Raw genomic sequence first — 18,714 nt, 5'->3', positions numbered from 1 at the left:
CCCCCCCCCCCCCCCCCCCCCCCCCCCCCCCCCCCCCCCCCCCCCCCCCCCCCCCCCCCCCCCCCCCCCCCCCCCCCCCCCCCCCCCCCCGCCGCCGTATGCCCGCGTCGCTGTGACCGACGCCATATAATTTCACTGACACCAGATGTCAGTGAACGCCCCGCACACTGCCACCCATGACGATCACCGCCCGCGCCCCGCGCCCGGACACCGCCCGCGCCCTCCCGCCGCCCGGCCGCGCCGAACGGCTCCTGCTGCCCGCCACGTTCATCACCAGCCTCGGCAACGGCATCCAGCTCGTCGCCGCCGCCGTCCTCGTCTTCACCACCGGGCAGAGCGCCCTCGCCGTCGGCTGGCTCTTCATCGCCGTCTCGATCCCGCCCGCGCTGCTCTCGCTCTGGTTCGGCACCGTCGCCGACCGCTTCGACCGCCGCACCCTCTGCCTCGCCGCCGACCTCGCCAGCGCCGCCGCCGCGCTCGTCCTGCCGGTGTGGATGCTCGCGGGCGGCGACCCCGGCCTCGTCGCCTACGGGACCGCGTTCGCGCTCTCGCTCCTCGCGGCCCTGTTCATGCCCGCGAGCAACGCGCTCATCAAAGAACGCGTGCACCCGGCGCGCGTGGCCCGCTTCAGCGCCCACTACGAGATGGCGCTGCAGCTCGGCACGCTCCTGGCCGCCTCCATCGGCGGGTTCCTCATCCACTTCGTCGGCACCACACCGCTGTTCGTGTTCAACGGCGCGACGTTCCTCGCCTCGGCGCTGGCCATGTGGGCCCTGCGCCGCGCGCCCCGCGAGGCGGCCGCCGCCGAGACGGCCGACGAGCCCGAGGGCGTGCGCGGCGCGCCGCTGCTGCGGCTCGGGTTCCTCTACGCGGCATGCCAGGTCATGACGATGGTCAGCAACACCACCCTGATCGTCCTCGTCTACGAGGGTTTCGGGCGCGGCGCGGGCGTGTACGGGCTCGTCGACGCGCTGGCGGGACTCGGGTTCTGTATCGCGGCCGCGTTCTACCCCAAGGTGAGTGCGCGTTTCGGGGAGTTGCGGACGGCGCTCGTCGGCGGCTTCGGGTGCGCGCTGTTCTCGTTCGTGTTCCCGATCCACCTTGCGGCGCTGCTGATCTGCATCCCGCCTGCCGCTTTCCTCATCGGACTGTCACGGGTCGGGTTGCGGTCGCTGCTGATCGCTGCGGTGCCGGAGCGGCGGGCCGGGCGGATGTTCGGCGCGATCAACGCCGTGGGCCTGGGGCTGTCGGCGGCGATGACCGTGGTGGTCGCCTGGGTGGCCGACACGGCGCACATCCGCTACGGGTTCTATGTGCTCGGAGCGGTGAGCGCGGTGGCGTTCGCGGCGACGGCGGCAACCCTGCTCAGGCGTGCAGGGCTGCCGCTTCGAGGGCGAGCTTCCGCATGAGGGTACGGAGGGACTCGGGTTCGAGGACTTCGAGGCCGCCGAGGCGCAGGAGCTCTCCGGCCGCGTGGGCGTGGGTCTCGATCGGGACGGTCGCGACCGTCCAGCCGTCCGGATCGAGGGTCCCCGCGCCGATGGCCGCGACCGAGTCGGCGTCGAGGTTGTCCGGCGCCTTCGCGACCGCCTCCGGAGAGAACCGCACCAGCGCCTCGCCCCGGTAGCGGCGGGCGTCGAAGTCCTCGAGCTGGCGCGACCACCACGCCGCCAGGTCGAAGCCCTCCGGCCGATCGAAGCTGCGATCGGTCTTCTTGGCCGCCAGCAGGTTCGTGACCTTGTACATCCGCGCCGGGCCGTCTCCCACGGTCGCCACCAGATACCATTGGCCGCTCTTGAGGACCAATCCCAGCGGGCACAGCTCGCGCTCGACCACCTTCGGCTCGGCCCACCGCGAGTACCGCACCTGCAGCCGCCGCCGCTCCCACGCGGCGTTCGCGACCAGCGCCAGGAACGGCACCGGCTCGGCCCGCCGGAACCAGCCCACCACGTCGAGGTGGAACAGCCGCTTCGCCTCTTCGGCCCGCTCCCGCTGGGCCTTCGGCATCGCCGCCGAGAGCTTGAGTTCGAGCGCGGCCAGCTCGGTCTGCAGCCCGAGGTCGGTCGCCGCCGCCGGGACCCCGGACAGCGCCAGCGCCTCCGCCTCGCCCTCGGTCAGGCCCGTCAGCTTTGTCCGATATCCGTCAAGGAGCCGGTAGCCCCCGGCATGGCCGCTCTCGCCGTAGATCGGGATGCCAGCAGCGCCAAGGGCCTCCGCGTCGCGGTACACGGTACGGACCGAGACGCCGAGTTCCCTGGCCAGACCCTCGGCGGTCATGCCCCCGCGCTGTTGCAGCAGGAGCAGCATCGAGACGAGACGACCGGCGCGCATGACGCCAGTATCCCCGATCGCCGGGCCGCGAAGCCGGGTTGCATATGACCGCGAACGCCGGGGCGATTCTGCCGAATCCGGGCGTATCGGCGGCGTGAATCCTAGAGTCCCGTAGCGGAAGCCGAACGGCGCCAGGCGACCTCGCCCGGCGCCGCTCCAGCACCGCAGCACCGCAGAGCTGCAGCGCTGTACCGAACCAGCCGGACCAGGCCACCAGCAAGGAGCATCATGGAACCCACCGAGACCGACCGATCCGACCGGCCGAGCCCCGCCACTTCGCGGATGCGCCGCGTCGCGCTGGCCGCGACCGCCGGGCCGCTCGCGGTCCTCATGACGGCCGCCGCCGCAGTCGCGGCGCCCACCGGACCGGTCGAATCCGCCGCCAGCACCGCAGAGGCCGCTGCGGAGACCACGCTTGAGGTCGAATGGAAGCAGGTCAAAGTGACCGGCCTCGGCGCCCAGATCAGCCTCTCCGACGAGAACACGATCTACCGCACCGGCGCACTCAAAGGCGACATGGACCTCGGACTCCAACCCGACGGCGAGATCGCCGAAGCCGACAACATGTTCCTGCACAAGCGGGCCTCTTCGCCCGGCCACTTCGGGCACGTCGATGCCATGATCGGCCCCGGTGGGCCCTCCGAGGGCATGGAGGGCGACCACCAGTTCTCCGTCACGCTCGACTTCCCGACCGGCGTGGGCTTCGACGTCTACAAGCTGCCCGAGCCGCTGCCCGGCCTCGAGGCGGTCACCGCCGAGAGCGGCGGCGAACCGGTGGTCACACTCGTGTCGGACCCGTTCGTGCTCGAACCGGTCAAGTGCGGCTGCGCCGAGGAGTTCCCGCCTGTGAACCAGAAGTACGAGATCGAGGACTCCATGTCGCTCTACTACATCAACGACGAGAGCGAGTACGTGAAGGTCGGCGTCCTGGAGCGCTTCGACATCACGGTCAACCGGACCCCCTGAGCGGCAGGGACAGTCGAGTCGCAGCGGCCGGACGGTTCACCGTCCGGCCGCTGCGCTGCCCGGCTAACCGCGCCGCGAGCCCTGCGTGGATCGACGCGTACCGCGGCTTCCAGCCCAGCTCGGTCCGGGCCTTGACAGTGTCAATGCGCATCGAGGTCTGCGCCATGAGCGCTTCGAGATACGGGCCGACCGCGCGGAGCAGCCAGCGCGGGGCCGTCACAGGGCGCGGCGTGCCGTGGGCCTGCGCGACCGCGCTGGCGAACTCGCCCCAGGTCTTCGGGCTCTCGTCGGCGATGTTGTAGGCGTGGCCGGGCCGGCCGTGTTCGAGCGCCGCGACGGCGGCTGTCGCGGCGTCTTCGATGTGGAGGAAGGCGGCGACGCCTCCGCCGCCGCGCGGTGCCACCGGGGTGCGCTTGCGCATCAGGTCGGCGAAGAGGTCGCTGAAGGCGTTGGGGCCGTAGAACATGCCGTAGCGCAGGGCGACGCCTTCGATGCCGGGGGCTGAGAAGGCCCGGTGCTCGGCCTCGGCTGCCGCTTTGACGACCGGGTCGGCGTAGTGGCCGCGGAGGATGCCGAAGGGGTCGTCCTCGGTCAGGGGGCGGAGTCCGTGATCGCGGTAGCCGTAGCCGGTGACCAGGGACTGCACGACGAAGCGGCTCGCGCCGACTGCCTGGGCGGCTTCCAGCAGGTTGTCGGTTCCCTTGGTGCGCAAGGCGTTCGTCGGGTCGTCGGGCTTGAGCCGGGGACTCGCGCCGCGGAGGGCGGTGGCCTGGTGCATGACGGCGTCGGCGGACTGGCTGTCGAGGGCTTTGAGGAGTGCGTCGCGGTCCATGACGTCGGCGACCACGGGGACGGCCCCGAGGCTTTCGACAAGGCCGCGGTTCGCGGGGTTGCGGATGATGGCGGTGGTCTCGTGACCGTTGTCGTGCAGGGCTTTCAGCAATGGGCGGCCGATCGCTCCGGTCGATCCTGCGAGTATGACCTTCATCGGTGCTCCTCTGGGTGGGGTGTGGCTGCCGGTGGTTGACGGGTGGGTTGCCACGGTATTGCTAGAACCGCGTAACGGCTTGAAAACTTGCGCGCCGGTGGGGTGAGCTGCCCCACCGGCGTAGCGCTGTATCGCGATGACGGTTTTCCCTCAGGTGTTCTCGGGCTTGCGGATGAGTCGACGGGCGCGCTCGATGATCCAGGGGCACCAGGGGTCGCCCCGCCAGGCGCCGAACCATCCGGGTGTCGGTTCGGGTTCGTCGAAGAAGCGGCAGATGACTCGGGGGCCCGCACCGTCGTTGCAGGTGATGCGGTATTCCGAGACTGCGAGCGGGTCGGCGGTACCGAGTTCGAGGAAGACGGAGAAGACCGCCGGTTCGCGGACGAAGTCGCCGAGCCACCCGTCGTCGCGGATTTCGTCGCGCGGGTCGGGTTCGGAGCCGGGTTCGGACGGGTCGGCGAAGGTTGTCTCAGCCATTGCAGAACCGGACCTTCCCGGCCTTGGGGCCGTTGGTGATGTGGCCGTTGTAGAAGACTTGGAAGGCGGCTTCCCTGAGCCAGAGCTTCCATTCGGGTGCGAAGGCGCGCCAGCCCTCGCCCCAAGTGGCGTAGAGGTGACCGGTGACGATGCCGGAGACGATCAGGACGATGTCCGCCGGGTTGTTGTGCACGGCCACATGGAAAGCGTCCGGGTTTTGGACGGTGGTCGCATAGACCGCGAATGACGTGTGGCCGTCATTGAAGTGCCCCCGCAAGAGCGGGGAAGGTGACTGTCGAGATTGGTACTTGTCGGTCATGTCGGTTCTCCTCTCATCGACAAAACCAACGTAATCCCAGGTCAACGCGGGAAGCGAACTTTGTTGCGAGCCTGTGTCCCGGCCGGGCAACGACGGCGCGGAAGCGTGTCTCAAAACGATGGCTACTGTGCGCCACCGAAATGCGCCAGCGCGCAAGGGCAGGGGTTGTGAGCCACAGTGCTATATGCCACCATGGCCGACATGTCATCGAACCCGAGGTTTGACTCATGGGTCATTCGCATGACCCTGAACGAGCTTTACGCAAGGCATGACTTCGAGTCCACTCGGGAAGGGGCGAGATTTCTTGCGCTAAACAAAGACACGCTCGATCGAATGCTCACCGGCAAGACGGTCAGACATGACCCGCCTCGAGTTCAAGGCATCGCGAAGCGGCTCGGCGCCTCGGATGCAGTGGCGGAGCAGTTGTTCGACCTTGCGGTGCAGACGCACGACACTGCGGCCTCTGGCTACAAGCAACTTCGGAAGCCGGGCCAGATCGGGACGACCTCGCCCTTCGCAACCGTCGAGTCGGCCGCTTGCCGTCTGGACATCTACGAAGACGGCCTCGTAACGGGCCTGCTCCAGACGATCGAATGCATGCGCGCCTACCTTGATGCGAGTCCGTTCGTCGAATCGCCCGAGGACATTCAGCGGATCATCGAGTACAAGGTCGGCCGACAGCGAGCGGTCTTCGAGGTCGAGGAGCCACCGGCGATGCGGGTGGTGGTCAATGAGCAGGCGCTGCTCCGGATCAAACATCTACCTTGCTATGAAGGCCAGGTGGAGCACTTGCGGAGGATGATCGACCGCCACGATATCGGGATCTACGTACTGCCGATCGCTGCGGGCCCGAGCCCGGCCGACCTGGGTACCTTTACGCTCATGGGCTTCGATAACCCGGTTGACTTCGAGGTCGCCTTCCTCGACGCTTACGCTGGCGGGGCCTGGGTGGAGGATCGAGACTCCATCGCCCACTTGCGTACGATGTTCAAGGTCATCCTGCAGCGGTGCATAGAGCTAGGAGCGTTTCTAGATGCTGACAAGCGAATGGCGGAAGTCGAGCCGTAGCGGTAACAACGACCAGGGGCAGTGCGTGGAGGCTCGGGAGTGGCGTAAGTCGAGCCGTAGCGCCGGTGGCCCCAACGATCAGTGCGTCGAAGCTCGGCAGGCCGACCTCGTGGTCCAGGTCCGCGACTCGAAGCTTGGCGAGGGTTCTCCGATCCTCTCCGCCTCCTCCGCCGACTGGCGCGGCTTTCTGACTGCCGTCGCGTCCTAAGCCTCACTGACTCACCGGGCCGTGAGCCGTGGGCTCTCGGCCCGTTTGTCGATCCTGGAGGCCGCTGCTGACCTCGCCAGGGTCGAATCGCATCATGGCGTCCATGCGCTCCCGGGCCTCGGTCAGGTTCCGGATCTGCTCGTCGAGCCTCGCCCGTTCGGCGGCCACGAGCGCCCGCTGCTCCTCGGTGATGTCGTCGTGGCTGTCGCAGGGCCGCAGGCGCAGGATCGTCCGGCTCGGCAGGCCCGCCGCCAACAGGTACCTGATCCACCGCACCCGCTCGACCGAGTGATCCGTGTACACGCGCTGGCCGCTCGGGCTGCGCTCCGCCTCCAGCAGGCCTTGCTCCTCGTAGTACCGCAGCGCCCGGACGCTGGCTCCCGTCGCCTTAGCGAGATCCCCGATCCTCATCCGCACTCCCTGTGTCCTCAGCCACAACTGTTTGCCTCTGACGTCAACGTCAGGTTTTAGCGTAGGTCGCATGAAGCTCACCAACGCAATCGTCCTCGTCACAGGCGCCAACCGCGGCATGGGCCGCCACTTCGCCCAGCAGGCCCTCGAGCGCGGCGCTGCCAAGGTCTACGCCGCCGCCCGCAACCCCGAATCCATCGACATCCCAGGCGTCGAACCCCTCCAGCTCGACATCACCGACCCGGCCTCAGTCGCGGCCGCCGCGTCCGTTGCCTCCGACCTCACAATCCTGATCAACAACGCGGGCGTCGCCACCTTCGAGAACCTGGTCACCGGCAACGATTCAGCGATCCGCCACGAGTTCGAGACCAACTTCTTCGGGACCCTGAACATGGTGCGCGCCTTCGCACCCGTCCTCTTGGCCAACGGCGGCGGCGCGATCCTGAACATCCTCTCGATCCTGTCGTGGCGCGCCCCTGGACGCGGGCACGCTTACGCCGCATCGAAAGCCGCGTCGTGGAGCCTCACGAACGGCGTCCGGCTCGAACTCGCCGCGCAGGGGACGCAGGTGACCGGTCTGCATGTCAGCTCGGTCGACACCGACATGATCGCCGGGTTCGACATCCCGAAGAGCGACCCGGCCGACATCGTCCGCGCGGGCCTCGACGGGATCGAGTCCGGCGTTATGGAGGTCCTCGCGGATCGGGTGACCGTCGACTTCAAACCGCTGCTCGCCGCCGACCCGAGCGCGATCTACACCGAGCTCACCTAAGGCTGACAACGGGTCGCGGGCCGCCGCCATGACCGCAGCGTGAGCGGGCGCACTGCCTGGCGCCGATGATTCTCGACTGCATTCCGGGTCTGTACCGGTGTTGAAGTGCGCGCGCTGAGGAGGCTGGGATGTCGATCGTCGTGGAGCCGGTGACCGCCGGTGAGGAGTTCGCGGGCCTGTTCGAGCCGTTCCGGCGGGAGCTGCTGGCGCACTGCTACCGGATGCTCGGGTCGTTCCATGAGGCCGAGGACCTGGTGCAGGAAACCTACCTGCGGGCCTGGCGGTCCTACGACCGGTTCGAAGGGCGCTCGTCGTTGCGGGTGTGGCTCTACAGGATCGCCACGAACGTATGCCTGCGGGCGATCGAGCGCGGAGCCCGGCGGGTCCTCCCGTCGGGCCTCGGCGCGTCCGAGACCGACCCGGATTCGGTGCTGGAGCGCAGGCCCGAAGTGCGTTGGCTGCAACCGTTCCCGGGCGCGGCGCCGCGCGCGTCGGGCGATCCGGCGGAGCTGGCCGCCGCCAGGGCGCACGTCAGGCTGGCGTTCGTGGCCGCATTGCAGTGGCTGCCCGCCTCGCAGCGCGCGGTGCTGCTGCTGCGCGACGTGCTCGGGCTGCCAGCGGCCGAGGTCGCTGAAGTGCTCGAGACCAGCCGCGCGGCGGTCAACAGCCTCCTGCAGCGCGCCAGGGTCCGCCTGTCGCAGGCCACCGGCATTGCCGACGAACTGACCGAACCGGGGGACCCGGCGGTGCGGGCGCGTCTGGACCGGTACGTCGCGGCGTTCCACAGCGCCGACGCGGCCGCGCTGGCGGCGGTGCTGCGGGAGGACGTCGCTCTGGAGATGCCGCCGCTGGCGACCTGGTTCGCGGGTCGGTCGGCGGTGGCCGGGTTCTTCGCTGCGAAGGTGCTCACTGCGCCCGGCCGCGTCCGTCTGATTCCAGTCGAGGCCAACGGGCAGAAGGCCTTTGCGAGCTACCTGCTGGAGGACGACGGCCGGCACCACGCGCACGGCGTGCACGTCCTGGAGATCGGGGCGGCGGGGATCAGTCGCATCAATGTGTTCATGGATGCCGGGTTCGTCGCGGAATTCGGTCTGCCGCTGGCGATGAATCCCGCCGCCCGCCCGGATCTATACGTCTGAACCGGCGGCCGCCGCGCGGCGGCCGCCCCATCCAGACGAAGGAACCCGACCATGACCCTCCCGGACCTGTCCGCTCCGACCTCGCTGACCCCGCCCACCCGGTATCGCGGCCTTTCGATCTTCCTGCGCGTGTACGGCGTGCTGTCGCTGATCATCTTCGTGCCGCTGTTCCTGGGCTTCACCGTCGAATCGCCCCTGCTGGCCGAGGACGGCGGCGCCCTGAACTGGCTGATCTGGAACGACGTGCAGGCCGGGCACGGGCACGCGGCGCACGTGCCGCCGATGCTGTTCGCCATCTACATCGTGTGGGCGGTGTTCTTCTTCCTGGCCGCGCGCCGCCCCGTCGCATACGCCTCGTTCCTGACCTTCACGGTGTGGGCGAACCTGGTGCACGGCCTGCTTATGGCAGTCCAGGCGCTAGGCGACCTCGACCGGTACTGGAGCAAGTTCCTGACCGACATTCCGTTCATCCTGGTGCTGGCCATCGGCATTCACCTGCTGCGGCCGAAGCCCCAGAGGAAGCCGGTCAACTAACGCTGCCCTGGTCGCCTTGACGACCATTGTGGAGTAGTCCATCGTGAACCTACCGCCGAGCGCGTCGATCGCCGGCGGCTTCGCCCCGGCGGCGGTGGGGTCGGAAGCTGGTGTCTCGCGGTCCTGCGGCGGTATAGTGACCATGCGCCCACTATAAATGGGCGATTGCCCACTAATCAACCTTTCGGCGCTGCAAGGAGAACGGCCATGCCCACAGGGGTGCCCATCGGCGATGCGCGGCAGCGGCTCTTCGACGCCGCCGACCGGCTGCTGCAGCAAGGCGGTCCGAGTGCGCTGACCAGTCGGGCCGTCACGGACGAGGCCGGGACCGCGAAGGGCGTGCTGCACCGCCACTTCGCGGACTTCGACGACTTCCTCGCCGAGTTCGTGCTCGACCGCGTGCACCGGATGGACGAGCGCGCCGCGGCGCTGCGCGAGGCGGCGGGGACCGGCACCGTCACCGGGAACCTGGCTGAGGCACTGACCGCCGTTTTCGGGTCGGTCGCGGTGGGGATCGTGGCGCTCGTGACGTTCCGGGACGGGCTGCGGGCGCGGCTGCGCGAGACCTGGCCCGCGGGGGTTCCGGTGCTGACCGACGCGGTCGTGATGATCAGCGATTACCTTGCGGCGGAACGGGAACTGGGGCGCGTGGACCCCGACGCCGAGCCGGAGTGGCTGGCGCCGATGCTCGTGGGGACCGCGCATCTGCTGTTCGCCGACCGGACCGGGGAGGCCCCGAGCGAGGCGGCGGTGCGGGGCGCGGTCGAGTCGGTGATGGGAAGGGTGCTGGTATGACCGTGGAATCGGCGTATTTCGTGAGGATCGATGCGGGGCGGTTCCGGCCGACCGAGTGGACCGGCGGCGCGTGGACGACGAGCGAGCAGCACATCAGCCCGATGAACGGCCTGATCGTGCATGCGGTGGAACGGTTCTGCGCGGAGCGCGGGCCGGACGGGATGGCGATCAGCCGCGTCAGTGTGGACATTCTCGGCGTGCTCGGGATCGAGCCGTTCGAGGTCGCGGTGTCGGTGGCGCGGCCGGGGCGGACGATCGAGCTGCTGGAGGTCGTCGTGACTTCGGCGGGCCGGGCCGCGGTGGCCGCGCGGGTCTGGCGGTCGGTCTCGCTGGAAACGGCGGCCGTGGCGGGCGGCGAGGTCGAGCCGCTGCCGGGCCTGGCGGAGTCGGAGGAGCTGGACCTCGCGGAGGTCTGGCCGGGCGGGTACATCGGTTCGGTGGAGCTGCGCTCGGTCGGCGCGGTGAAGCCGGGCCGGGCGGCGGCGTGGATCAGGTCGCGTGTGGACCTGGTCGGGGGCGAGCCGGTGAGCGACCTGGCGCGGCTGGTCGGGTTGGTGGACACGGCGAACGGGCTGTGCGTGCGGCAGAGCATCGATGAGTGGCTGTTCCCGAACGTGGACTTGACGATCCATCTGCTGCGGCAGCCGGTCGGTGAGTGGCTCGGGCTCGACACGACCGTGGTGTTCGGCCCGGCGGGGCACGGGGTGACGAGCAGCGTGCTGCATGACGAGACCGGGCATGTGGGCTATGCGAACCAGGCCTTGACGATCCGGCCGAGGCGCTGAGGTGGCGGCCGGGAGCCGAGAGGCTCCCGGCCGGGTTGGCGGGGGCCGTTAGGTGGCGGCGATTTCGGTGAGGGTCGTGTTCGCCTGGTCGAAGGACTTCATGGCGGCGTCGATCCACGGTTGCGGCGAGGGGTCGTTCACCGCTTCCTGCATCAGCTTGACCCCGGCTTCGAGGTCGGTGCCTACGGCTGTCAGCCACGGATGCGGCTGCGGCTCGGCGTAGACCTTGCCGCTTTCCGGCTCGATCCAGGCGAACTCCTTGAACGGCGCTTGCGATCCCTTGAGGACTTCAGCGGCGGTGTAGAACTCGCGCACCGCTTCCTCGCGGAGCTGGGCGGCGAGCTTCTCGTCTTTCTCGAGGGCTGACTGGGAAAGCAGGGCCAGGCCCTTGCCGAGGTGGTCGTGGAACTCAGCCGGGTTGACGATGTCGTCCCCGAAGTTCCACGAGGGCGCGCACACCCAGCACTCCGGCGGCCACCACTTGCGGGGACCGGCGACGGGCACTTCGATGGTGTAGCAGACGCGTTCCCAGGTGCCGTCTTCGTTGACCGTCCAGAAGCAGATGACCATATGGGGCTCATCGGCCTGGGCGGGGGCGGGGATGAAGAGGATCGCGGAGACGGCGAGCGCGATCGCGAGGAGGAACCGTTGGACAGTGAGGCGCATGGGCACTCCTTGAGAAGGGTCGGTACCGCCTCAGTATGGGATCGCATTCCGGCTCGGCGGGGTACGAGCGCGGCGCTGAGCAGGTGCTGCAGTGTCCTATTGGGATTCGAGACCGGTTCGGCGGCCTTTGCTCCGCCGGACCGGTCCGAAGTTGGCACGCGGTGTGCCACGGGCCGTCTCAGGCCGTGTCAGGCCATCCCGGCGAGGATCGCGGCGGCGCGTTCGGGGCGGACGAGGAAGCCGACGTGGCTCGTGTCGAGGGTGTGCACGTCGAAGGTGTTGTCCGGGATGAGCGCGTCGGCCTCCTTGATGAAGCGGTCCTGCAGCTCGATGGGGATTGACGTGTCGCGGGTGACCCGGATGTAGCTGCGGGGGAGGCGCCCCCAGGTCTCGGGGTCCGCGAGGTCGTCGGGGCCGCCCGCGTCCAGGCTCTCGTCGGGGGTGAGGGTGCTGAGGAACACGCGGAACTCGTCGTCGGTGCCGTCGGCGAGCATCGACTCCTTCAGGGCCGCAAGGAGGACCGGGTCGGCGGTGCGCCAGTTCATGCGGACCGCGCCGAGCCGGGCCGGGTTCCCGGCGGCGACGCCCGCGAGGCGGTCGAGGACGCAGCCCGCGGCCTCGGGGAGCTTCATGTACTGGCCCGGGGTGTGCTCGACGCAGCACCAGGCCGAGGCGTACACGAGCCGGTCGAGCAGCTCGGGGTGGCGGTTCGCGACGGCGGTGAGGGTGACGCCGCCGCGGCTGTGGGCGACGGCGATGACCGGTCCGTGCTCCTTGGCGCGCTTGAGGATCGCGACCATGTGGTCGATGTTCGCCTGGAGTCCGACGCCCGCGAGGTTCGACGGCGCCTCGGCCAGTTCCGCCGCGTCCTGGGTCTGGAACGCGGACGGGACGCCCGCCTCGAATCCGTGGCCCGGCAGGTCGACCGCGAGGGAGCGGTGGCCCAGGAGGGCGAGTTCGCGCTGGAGCGGGGCCCACGTGAAGGAGTTGGCGTTGGAGCCGTGGATGAGGACGAACGTCGGTGTCATCCGGTGATTATCGCACCGCCGCCGGGAGTGCCCGGGTCCCCGATCGGGCGGTTGACCAGGGCGTTGGCGCAGCGGTCGCGCAGGTCCCGGAGCGCTCCGGCCACTTCGTCCCCTTCGAGCAGTTCGAAGTCGACGCCGTGCATGCCGAGGAACCCGGCGATCACGAGCGGGTCCGAGCCGCCGAGGGTGAGACGGCACGTGTCGGCGTCCAGGGCCTCGACCATGCCGTCCACAGGGGAGATTCCGGGGGCGACCTGCGCGGCCGGGGCGTGGACGCGGAACACCGCCCGCACCGGCCAGAGCGCCCCGAACTGACGGGTCAAGAACGCGGTCAGGTCGCCGTCCGGTTCCTCGCGGGCGGGGAAACCCGGGCCCGTGGGTTCGCGGGGCTCGATCCGGTCGACGCGGAAGGTCCGCCAGTCGGCGCGGTCGAGGTCGAAGGCGACGAGATACCAGCGCTCGTCCCAGGAGACGATGCGCAGCGGCTCGGTGCGCCGGTAGGAGCGGGAGCCGTCGTGCGCGGTGTAGTCGAAGCGCAGGGACTGGCGGTCGCGGCAGGCGGTCGCGAGGGCGGCGAGGGTCTCGGGGGCGACGGTCGGGCCCTCGCGGTCGAGGAAAGTGACGGTGGCGGCCTCGATCGCGCGCACCGGGCCGCGCAGGCGCGGCGGCAGCACCTGCTCCAGTTTGGACAGCGCCCGGCGGGCCGTGTCCTGGAGGCCGGTGACCGTTCCCGATGCGGCGCTGCGCAACGAGACGGCGATCGCGACGGCCTCCTCGTCGTCCAGGAGCAGCGGCGGCAGCTTCGCGCCCGCGCCGAGCCGGTACCCGCCCGCGCCGCCCCGGGTCGCGGCGACCGGGTAGCCGAGCTCGCGGAGCCGGTCGACGTCGCGCCGGATCGTGCGCGGGCTGACCTCCAGGCGCTCGGCGAGTTCGGTGCCGCTCCACTCGCGCGGGGTCTGGAGGAAGGACAGCAGGCGCAGCAGCCGCGCGGAGGTCTCCAACATGTTTTGATTCTCGCAGCCGTATAGGACAGTAGTTGACCTATACGGCTCCTAACGTTGCGGACATGGAACACGACATCGAAATCAGCCCCTTCCGCATCGACATCCCGCAGGCCGCGATCGACGACCTGACCGAGCGGCTCGCCCGGACCCGCTGGGCCTCCGAAGTCCCCGGTGCGGGCTGGACGCGCGGCGTCCCGGGCGACTACCTGCGCGGGCTCGCCGAGCGCTGGCGCGACGGGTTCGACTGGCGCGCACAGGAAGCGCTCTTGAACGAGCACCCGCAGTACACCACCGAGATCGACGGCCAGACCATCCACTTCCTCCACGTGCGGTCCCCTGAAGCCGACGCGGTGCCGCTGCTGCTCGTCCACGGCTGGCCCAGCACCTTCGCCGACTTCCTCGACGTCATCGGGCCGCTGAGCGACCCGCGCTCGCACGGCGGGGACCCGGCCCGGGCCTTCCACCTGGTCATCCCGTCCGTGCCGGGCTTCGGGTTCTCGACCCCGCTGAGCGGGCCGGGCTGGAACACCGAGCGCATCGCGAAGGCGTTCGGCGCGTTGATGAACGGGCTCGGCTACGAGCGGTACGGGGTGCAGGGCGGCGACATCGGCGGCTGGGTCGCGCCTGAGATGGGCAAGCTCGAGCCCGAGCGGGTGATCGGCGTGCACGTCAACGCGATGCTGACCTTCCCTGTGGGCGCCGAGGGGGAGATGGACGGGCTGGGCGAGGCCGACCGGCTGCGGTGGAAGACGATGCAGGCGTTCAACGACGGGTACCTGCAGATCCAGGGGAAGAGCCCGCAGACGCTCGCGTTCGCGCTGAACGACTCGCCGGTGGGGCAGCTGGCGTGGATGGCCGAGAAGTTCGTCGACTGGACGGACGCGCCGGAAGGCGAGGCGGCGTTCGAGCGGGACCGGCTGCTCGCGTTCGTGAGCCTGTACTGGTTCACGGGGACGGCCGGTTCGGCCGCGCAGTTCTACTACGAGTTCGTGAGCGGCGCGACCTGGAGCCAGGAGTGGGCCGAGGATGAGGGCGCTGATGCCGGTGCGGCCTGGGGCGCAGGCGAATCGGACACCGAGGCCGCTGGGGACTGGGGCGGTTCCGAGGCGGGCGGCGGTTGGGCGCCGGTGCGCGGCACCGTGCCGACCGGGGTGCTGGTGTCGGGGCACGACGTGACGGTGCGGCCTTGGGCCGAGCGCGACCACAATGTGGTGCGCTGGACCGAGACCGAGCGGGGCGGCCACTTCTTCGCGGCCGAGCAGCCGGAGGCCTTCACGGCAGACGTGCGGGCGTTCTTCGCCGACCTGAAGTGAGCGCGGTCAGGCGCCACGGGTAAGGCGCAGTTGCGGTGCCGGTGGTAGACCGCCGTGAGGCCCGCCTTCTGGGCGGCCCGGTACAGGCCGGTGCGGAGCTCGCCCTCCCAGTACTCGGCCGAGGGCATCGCGAGTGCATGGGTGACGGCCAGCTCGGCGTCGACGTCGTAGGGGACGCGCACGAACTGGACCGAGAACGGGGCCGGTTCCGTTGCGCCGTAGGCGCCTTCGAGGATCACGTAGGAGGGCACCGGGTCGCCGAGGCAGTTGCCGACGCTGCCGACGTTGAGGAGGGTGCGGCCGAGGTCGTTCTCCAGGTACGGGTCGTGGATATCGCCGTAGGCGACGACGTCGGGCACGGGTCCGTCCCCTGTGGCCTCGGTGTTGGCGAACATGCCGAGGAACTCGGCCTCGTCGTGGTCGCAGTGCACACGGTGGAAGATGCCTTTCGCGGAGGCGTGGAAGATGCGGATGTTCTTGCCGCTCATGCGGAAGTCGTGGCTGAAGGGGAGGTCCCAGAGCCATTTGCGGCGGCCCTCGCCGAGCTGGTCGTGCCACCAGTCGAACGGGTCGCCCTCGGGCACGCGGTCGGGGGCGCACATCATGGCCTCCCAGTTGCCCTGGACGTGGACCTCGCAGCGCTCGCGGGAGAGGTCCACGCACTCGGCGCCGCGCGGGCCCTTGCCGATCGTGTCGCCGAGGTTGAAGATCCGCGTGATACCGCGGGCGTCGATGTCGGCGAGGACCGCTTCGAGCGCGGTGAGATTGCCGTGGATGTCGGAGACCAGGGCGATGCGATCCGGGGAGGGAGCCATGCAGCCCAGTCTGCCATCGGCAGGAAACCCTTTTCCTAACGCTTCGAGTGGCGTTCCAGGAACTGGTACACCTCGGTCTCGTCGACGCCGGGGAAAGAGCCGAGGGGCATGGCGGCGAGTTGGGAGCTGGCGGCGCGGGCGGTGGGCCAGACCTGGCCGGCCCAGGCGTCGGCGAGGGCGCGCGGGGGGTTGCGGCAGCAGTCCGGGTCCGGGCACTTCGACACCGAGCGGGCCTTGGTCTCCTTGCCGCGGAACCACTTCGCGGACTCGTACGGCACGCCGATGCTGAGCGAGAACAGCCCGTCGGCGCTGCGCTCGGTGCGGGCGGTGCACCAGTAGGTGCCCGTCGCCGTGTCCGTGTACTGGTTGAAGGCGTTGAACTTGTCCGGCACGTCGAAGACCTGGCGGCTCGTCCAGTAGCGGCAGATCGGCTGGCCCTCGATCGCGCCGGTCGGGTCCGCCGGGAACGCCACGTCGTCGTTCTCGTAGGCCTTGAAGATGATCCCGGACTTGTGAACCTTCTGGAAATGGGTGCGAATGCCCAGGTGGTGCGTTGCCAAGTTCGTGAAGCGGTGCGCCGCCGCCTCGTAGGAGACGGCGAAGTTGTCCCTCAGGTCCTCGACGGCCATCTCCTTGCCCGTCATCTTCTGGCGTAGGAACGCGACCGCGCTTGACTCCGGGATGAGCAGCGCGGCAGCCAGGTAGTTCGTCGCGACGCGCTGGCCCAGGAACTCCAGGTACGTGCGCGGCACGTCGTGCTGCAAGACGTGGCTCGCGAGGGCCTGGAGCAGCACCGTGCGCGGGTCGTGGGAGCCGGTGCCGACCTGCGTCAGGTAGATCCGGCGGTGCTTGAGGTCGGTGACCGAGCGGGTCGAGTGCGGCAGGTCGTCCACGTGGTGGAGCGTGAACCGCAGGTAGGCGGCGAGGTCGGCGATCTGGTGCTGCGAGAGCGGGCCGCCCGAATAGTCGACGCCGTTGAGGAGCGTGCGGGCCTCGGCCTCGATGTCGCCGAAGTAGTTGTCCTTGTCCCGCATCCGCCGCCGCAGCTCGGTGTTGGCCCGCCGGGCCTCCTCCGGGGTCGCGGTGTGCAGGTTGACCTGGCGTTCGACCTCCCGGTGGAGGCCGACGAGCGCTTCGAGGATCTCGGTGGGCGTGCGCCCCGAGGGCTTGACGTTCGGGAGGCCGAGCGCCTGGTACTGGGCGCTGCGCTGGGCGCGTTCGAGCGCGATCTCCAGGGCGACGCGGCGGTTGGGCGGCTCGGCGCCGAGCAGTTCGTCCGAGGAGACCCCGAGCGCGCGGGCCAGGGCCCGCAGCATCGAGAGCTTCGGTTCTTTCTTGCCGTTCTCGATGAGCGAGAGCTGCGAAGCGGCCGAGCCGACGGCCGCGCCGAGGTCGTCGAGGCTCATTTCGCGCTGCTTGCGCAAGTGCCTGATCTGCTTGCCGAGGCTGATGAGGTCCACGGTGATGTCGTCGGCGGCCAGCTCAGCGGCCTCGGCGGCGCCCCAGGGGCGGTGCGCGGCGGTTTCGGCGGCGGGCTCGGGCGCGGCGCTGCGTCCAGGCAGGTTCGTCATTTCCCCAGTATTGCGAAGAACTGCCGATCTTTCCACCCGGAACGGCTACTCAGGCGTGGCGGCAAATGAAAGATTGTTGTTACCTGCAAGTAACGGCCGCGCCTGCGGCCCCGAAGACTCGGAGCCGACGATGAACGACACCAACCGCGAAGCGAACGACACGAGCCTCGCCGCCGAACGGCTGGCCCTCGAATGGGCCTCCGATCCGCGCTGGGCGCGCACGGTGCGCGACTACACCCCCGCCGACGTGGTCCGCCTGCGCGGCCGCGTCACCGAAGAGCACACCCTCGCCCGCCGCGGCGCCGAGCGCCTCTGGTCCCGGCTCACCGAGGACGCCGCCACCGGCGGGTACACCCACGCGCTCGGCGCGATGACCGGCGGCCAGGCCGTCGAACAGGTCAAGGCCGGCCTCCACGCCATCTACCTCTCCGGCTGGCAGGTCGCCGCCGACGCCAACCTCGCCGCCCAGACCTACCCGGACCAGTCGCTCTACCCCGCGAACTCGGTCCCGCAGGTCGTGCGCCGCATCAACAACGCCCTGATGCGCGCCGACCAGATCGAGGCCTCCGAGGGCATCCGGTCCGTCGAAGACTGGCTCGTGCCCATCGTCGCCGACGCCGAAGCCGGGTTCGGCGGCCCGCTCAACGCCTTCGAGCTCATGAAGGCCATGATCGGCGCCGGCGCCGCGGCCGTGCACTGGGAGGACCAGCTCGCCTCCGAGAAGAAGTGCGGCCACCTCGGCGGCAAGGTCCTGATTCCGACCTCCCAGCACCTGCGGACACTGAATGCGGCCAGGCTCGCCGCTGACGTGGAGAACACCCCCACGCTCATCATCGCCCGCACCGACGCCGAGGCCGCCACACTGCTGACCTCCGACGTGGACGAACGCGACCACCGGTTCCTCACCGGCGACCGCACCGCCGAAGGCTATTACCGGGTGCAGAACGGCATCGAACCGTGCATCGCCCGCGCCATCGCCTACGCGCCCTACGCGGACCTCCTGTGGATGGAGACCGGCACGCCCGACCTCGAAGCCGCCCGCACGTTCGCCGAAGCCGTCAAGGCCGAGCACCCCGACCAGATGCTCGCCTACAATTGCTCGCCGTCCTTCAACTGGAAGCGCCACCTGGACGACGACACGATCGCCAAGTTCCAGCGCGAACTCGGCTCCATGGGCTTCACCTTCCAGTTCATCACCCTGGCGGGCTTCCACGCGCTCAACCACTCCATGTTCGACCTCGCCCACGGCTACGCCCGCGACGGCATGACCGCCTACGTGGAACTCCAGGAACGCGAGTTCGACTCCGAGGAGCGCGGGTACACCGCCACCAAGCACCAGCGGGAGGTCGGCACCGGCTACTTCGACCGCGTCACCGCCGCCCTCAACCCGCAAAGTGAGACGCTCGCGCTCGCGGGCTCCACCGAAGCGGGACAATTCCATTAGCTGCCCTGCGACCTGTCCGAGAGGGTGGAGCCCGTACTGCTGGGCTCCACCCGCCACACAAGGAGAACCACGTGGTTACT

20 protein-coding genes and 1 pseudogene are annotated in these 18,714 nt (G+C 69.7%); 11 read left to right on the top strand and 10 right to left on the bottom strand.

Translation table 11 applies throughout. The features are described 5' to 3' along the window. Nucleotides 1–176 precede the first annotated feature (176 nt). Complete coding sequence (locus tag ACZ60M_RS20320) at nt 177–1,409, top strand: MFS transporter (protein ID WP_465420265.1); 1,233 nt, start codon at nt 177–179, stop codon at nt 1,407–1,409. On the opposite strand, the gene ACZ60M_RS20315 is transcribed toward ACZ60M_RS20320, so the two are convergent. Beyond that, nucleotides 1,366–2,331 carry a helix-turn-helix transcriptional regulator gene (locus tag ACZ60M_RS20315; protein WP_465420263.1) on the bottom strand — a complete coding sequence of 322 codons (966 nt, stop codon included), beginning with the start codon at nt 2,329–2,331 and terminating at the stop codon, nt 1,366–1,368. The two genes, ACZ60M_RS20320 and ACZ60M_RS20315, sit on opposite strands and share 44 nt — an antisense overlap. Before the next feature lie 228 nt (nt 2,332–2,559). On the opposite strand from ACZ60M_RS20315, the gene ACZ60M_RS20310 reads away from it, so the two are divergent. Further along, nucleotides 2,560–3,297, top strand: coding sequence for a hypothetical protein (locus tag ACZ60M_RS20310; protein WP_465420261.1), 738 nt, complete (start codon nt 2,560–2,562; stop codon nt 3,295–3,297). Here ACZ60M_RS20310 and ACZ60M_RS20305 read toward each other — a convergent pair. From ACZ60M_RS20305 to ACZ60M_RS20295, 3 genes are all read right to left on the bottom strand, one after another. After that, the gene (locus ACZ60M_RS20305; RefSeq protein WP_465420259.1) at nt 3,281–4,285 is read right to left on the bottom strand and encodes an NAD-dependent epimerase/dehydratase family protein; all 1,005 of its coding nucleotides are present in this window, start codon (nt 4,283–4,285) and stop codon (nt 3,281–3,283) included. The two genes, ACZ60M_RS20310 and ACZ60M_RS20305, sit on opposite strands and share 17 nt — an antisense overlap. 150 nt (nt 4,286–4,435) lie before the next feature. Next, the gene (locus tag ACZ60M_RS20300; protein ID WP_465420257.1) at nt 4,436–4,762 is read right to left on the bottom strand and encodes a hypothetical protein; all 327 of its coding nucleotides are present in this window, start codon (nt 4,760–4,762) and stop codon (nt 4,436–4,438) included. Next, the gene (locus ACZ60M_RS20295; RefSeq protein ID WP_465420255.1) at nt 4,755–5,081 is read right to left on the bottom strand and encodes a hypothetical protein; all 327 of its coding nucleotides are present in this window, start codon (nt 5,079–5,081) and stop codon (nt 4,755–4,757) included. The genes ACZ60M_RS20300 and ACZ60M_RS20295 overlap by 8 nt, the downstream gene beginning before the upstream one ends. A 240-nt stretch (nt 5,082–5,321) precedes the next feature. On the opposite strand from ACZ60M_RS20295, the gene ACZ60M_RS20290 reads away from it, so the two are divergent. Together ACZ60M_RS20290 and ACZ60M_RS20285 are read left to right on the top strand one after the other, a co-directional pair. Continuing rightward, nucleotides 5,322–6,149: a Scr1 family TA system antitoxin-like transcriptional regulator gene (locus ACZ60M_RS20290; protein ID WP_465420253.1), complete on the top strand. Its 828-nt coding sequence runs from the start codon at nt 5,322–5,324 to the stop codon at nt 6,147–6,149. Next, nucleotides 6,115–6,357: a DUF397 domain-containing protein gene (locus tag ACZ60M_RS20285; protein WP_465420251.1), complete on the top strand. Its 243-nt coding sequence runs from the start codon at nt 6,115–6,117 to the stop codon at nt 6,355–6,357. The genes ACZ60M_RS20290 and ACZ60M_RS20285 overlap by 35 nt, the downstream gene beginning before the upstream one ends. 3 nt (nt 6,358–6,360) lie before the next feature. On the opposite strand, the gene ACZ60M_RS20280 is transcribed toward ACZ60M_RS20285, so the two are convergent. After that, nucleotides 6,361–6,768: a MerR family transcriptional regulator gene (locus ACZ60M_RS20280; RefSeq protein ID WP_465420249.1), complete on the bottom strand. Its 408-nt coding sequence runs from the start codon at nt 6,766–6,768 to the stop codon at nt 6,361–6,363. Nucleotides 6,769–6,838: 70 nt separating this feature from the next. Between ACZ60M_RS20280 and ACZ60M_RS20275 the strand changes: the two genes are divergently transcribed. The 5 genes from ACZ60M_RS20275 to ACZ60M_RS20255 all read left to right on the top strand — a co-directional run bounded on the left by ACZ60M_RS20275 (nt 6,839) and on the right by ACZ60M_RS20255 (nt 10,793). Beyond that, nucleotides 6,839–7,540 (top strand): SDR family oxidoreductase, encoded by a 702-nt coding sequence (locus ACZ60M_RS20275; RefSeq protein ID WP_465420248.1) that lies wholly within the window; start codon nt 6,839–6,841, stop codon nt 7,538–7,540. A gap of 128 nt (nt 7,541–7,668) precedes the next feature. Beyond that, complete coding sequence (locus ACZ60M_RS20270; RefSeq protein WP_465420246.1) at nt 7,669–8,679, top strand: sigma-70 family RNA polymerase sigma factor; 1,011 nt, start codon at nt 7,669–7,671, stop codon at nt 8,677–8,679. A 51-nt stretch (nt 8,680–8,730) separates the two neighbouring features. Next, the gene (locus tag ACZ60M_RS20265; protein WP_465420244.1) at nt 8,731–9,213 is read left to right on the top strand and encodes a DUF6632 domain-containing protein; all 483 of its coding nucleotides are present in this window, start codon (nt 8,731–8,733) and stop codon (nt 9,211–9,213) included. A gap of 207 nt (nt 9,214–9,420) precedes the next feature. Then, nucleotides 9,421–10,008 carry a TetR/AcrR family transcriptional regulator gene (locus ACZ60M_RS20260; RefSeq protein ID WP_465420242.1) on the top strand — a complete coding sequence of 196 codons (588 nt, stop codon included), beginning with the start codon at nt 9,421–9,423 and terminating at the stop codon, nt 10,006–10,008. Then, nucleotides 10,005–10,793 carry a thioesterase family protein gene (locus tag ACZ60M_RS20255; protein ID WP_465420240.1) on the top strand — a complete coding sequence of 263 codons (789 nt, stop codon included), beginning with the start codon at nt 10,005–10,007 and terminating at the stop codon, nt 10,791–10,793. The genes ACZ60M_RS20260 and ACZ60M_RS20255 overlap by 4 nt, the downstream gene beginning before the upstream one ends. Nucleotides 10,794–10,841: 48 nt before the next feature. On the opposite strand, the gene ACZ60M_RS20250 is transcribed toward ACZ60M_RS20255, so the two are convergent. From ACZ60M_RS20250 to ACZ60M_RS20240, 3 genes are all read right to left on the bottom strand, one after another. Beyond that, nucleotides 10,842–11,459, bottom strand: a complete 618-nt coding sequence (locus ACZ60M_RS20250; protein ID WP_465420238.1) for a hypothetical protein — start codon at nt 11,457–11,459, stop codon at nt 10,842–10,844. A 188-nt stretch (nt 11,460–11,647) separates the two neighbouring features. Continuing rightward, nucleotides 11,648–12,487, bottom strand: a complete 840-nt coding sequence (locus ACZ60M_RS20245) for an alpha/beta hydrolase (protein WP_465420237.1) — start codon at nt 12,485–12,487, stop codon at nt 11,648–11,650. Next, nucleotides 12,484–13,491, bottom strand: coding sequence for a helix-turn-helix transcriptional regulator (locus ACZ60M_RS20240; protein ID WP_465420235.1), 1,008 nt, complete (start codon nt 13,489–13,491; stop codon nt 12,484–12,486). Before ACZ60M_RS20240 ends, ACZ60M_RS20245 begins: the two co-directional genes overlap by 4 nt. A 62-nt stretch (nt 13,492–13,553) precedes the next feature. Between ACZ60M_RS20240 and ACZ60M_RS20235 the strand changes: the two genes are divergently transcribed. After that, the gene (locus tag ACZ60M_RS20235; RefSeq protein WP_465420233.1) at nt 13,554–14,804 is read left to right on the top strand and encodes an epoxide hydrolase family protein; all 1,251 of its coding nucleotides are present in this window, start codon (nt 13,554–13,556) and stop codon (nt 14,802–14,804) included. 239 nt (nt 14,805–15,043) lie between these two features. On the opposite strand, the pseudogene ACZ60M_RS20230 reads toward ACZ60M_RS20235, so the two are convergent. Both ACZ60M_RS20230 and ACZ60M_RS20225 read right to left on the bottom strand, forming a co-directional pair. Then, a pseudogene (locus ACZ60M_RS20230) lies at nt 15,044–15,619 on the bottom strand (metallophosphoesterase family protein); the annotation flags it as partial. Nucleotides 15,620–15,654: 35 nt separating this feature from the next. Next, nucleotides 15,655–17,190 (bottom strand): helix-turn-helix domain-containing protein, encoded by a 1,536-nt coding sequence (locus ACZ60M_RS20225; RefSeq protein ID WP_465420231.1) that lies wholly within the window; start codon nt 17,188–17,190, stop codon nt 15,655–15,657. 130 nt (nt 17,191–17,320) lie between these two features. On the opposite strand from ACZ60M_RS20225, the gene aceA reads away from it, so the two are divergent. Further along, a complete protein-coding gene (gene aceA, locus ACZ60M_RS20220; RefSeq protein ID WP_465420229.1) occupies nt 17,321–18,634 on the top strand; it encodes an isocitrate lyase in 1,314 nt (437 codons plus the stop codon). Nucleotides 18,635–18,714 lie beyond the last annotated feature (80 nt).

This window comes from Glycomyces sp. NPDC050141 (assembly GCF_055586545.1).
Note: the sequence above shows the minus strand (reverse complement) of the source record. Positions and strands in the feature narration are given on the sequence as shown.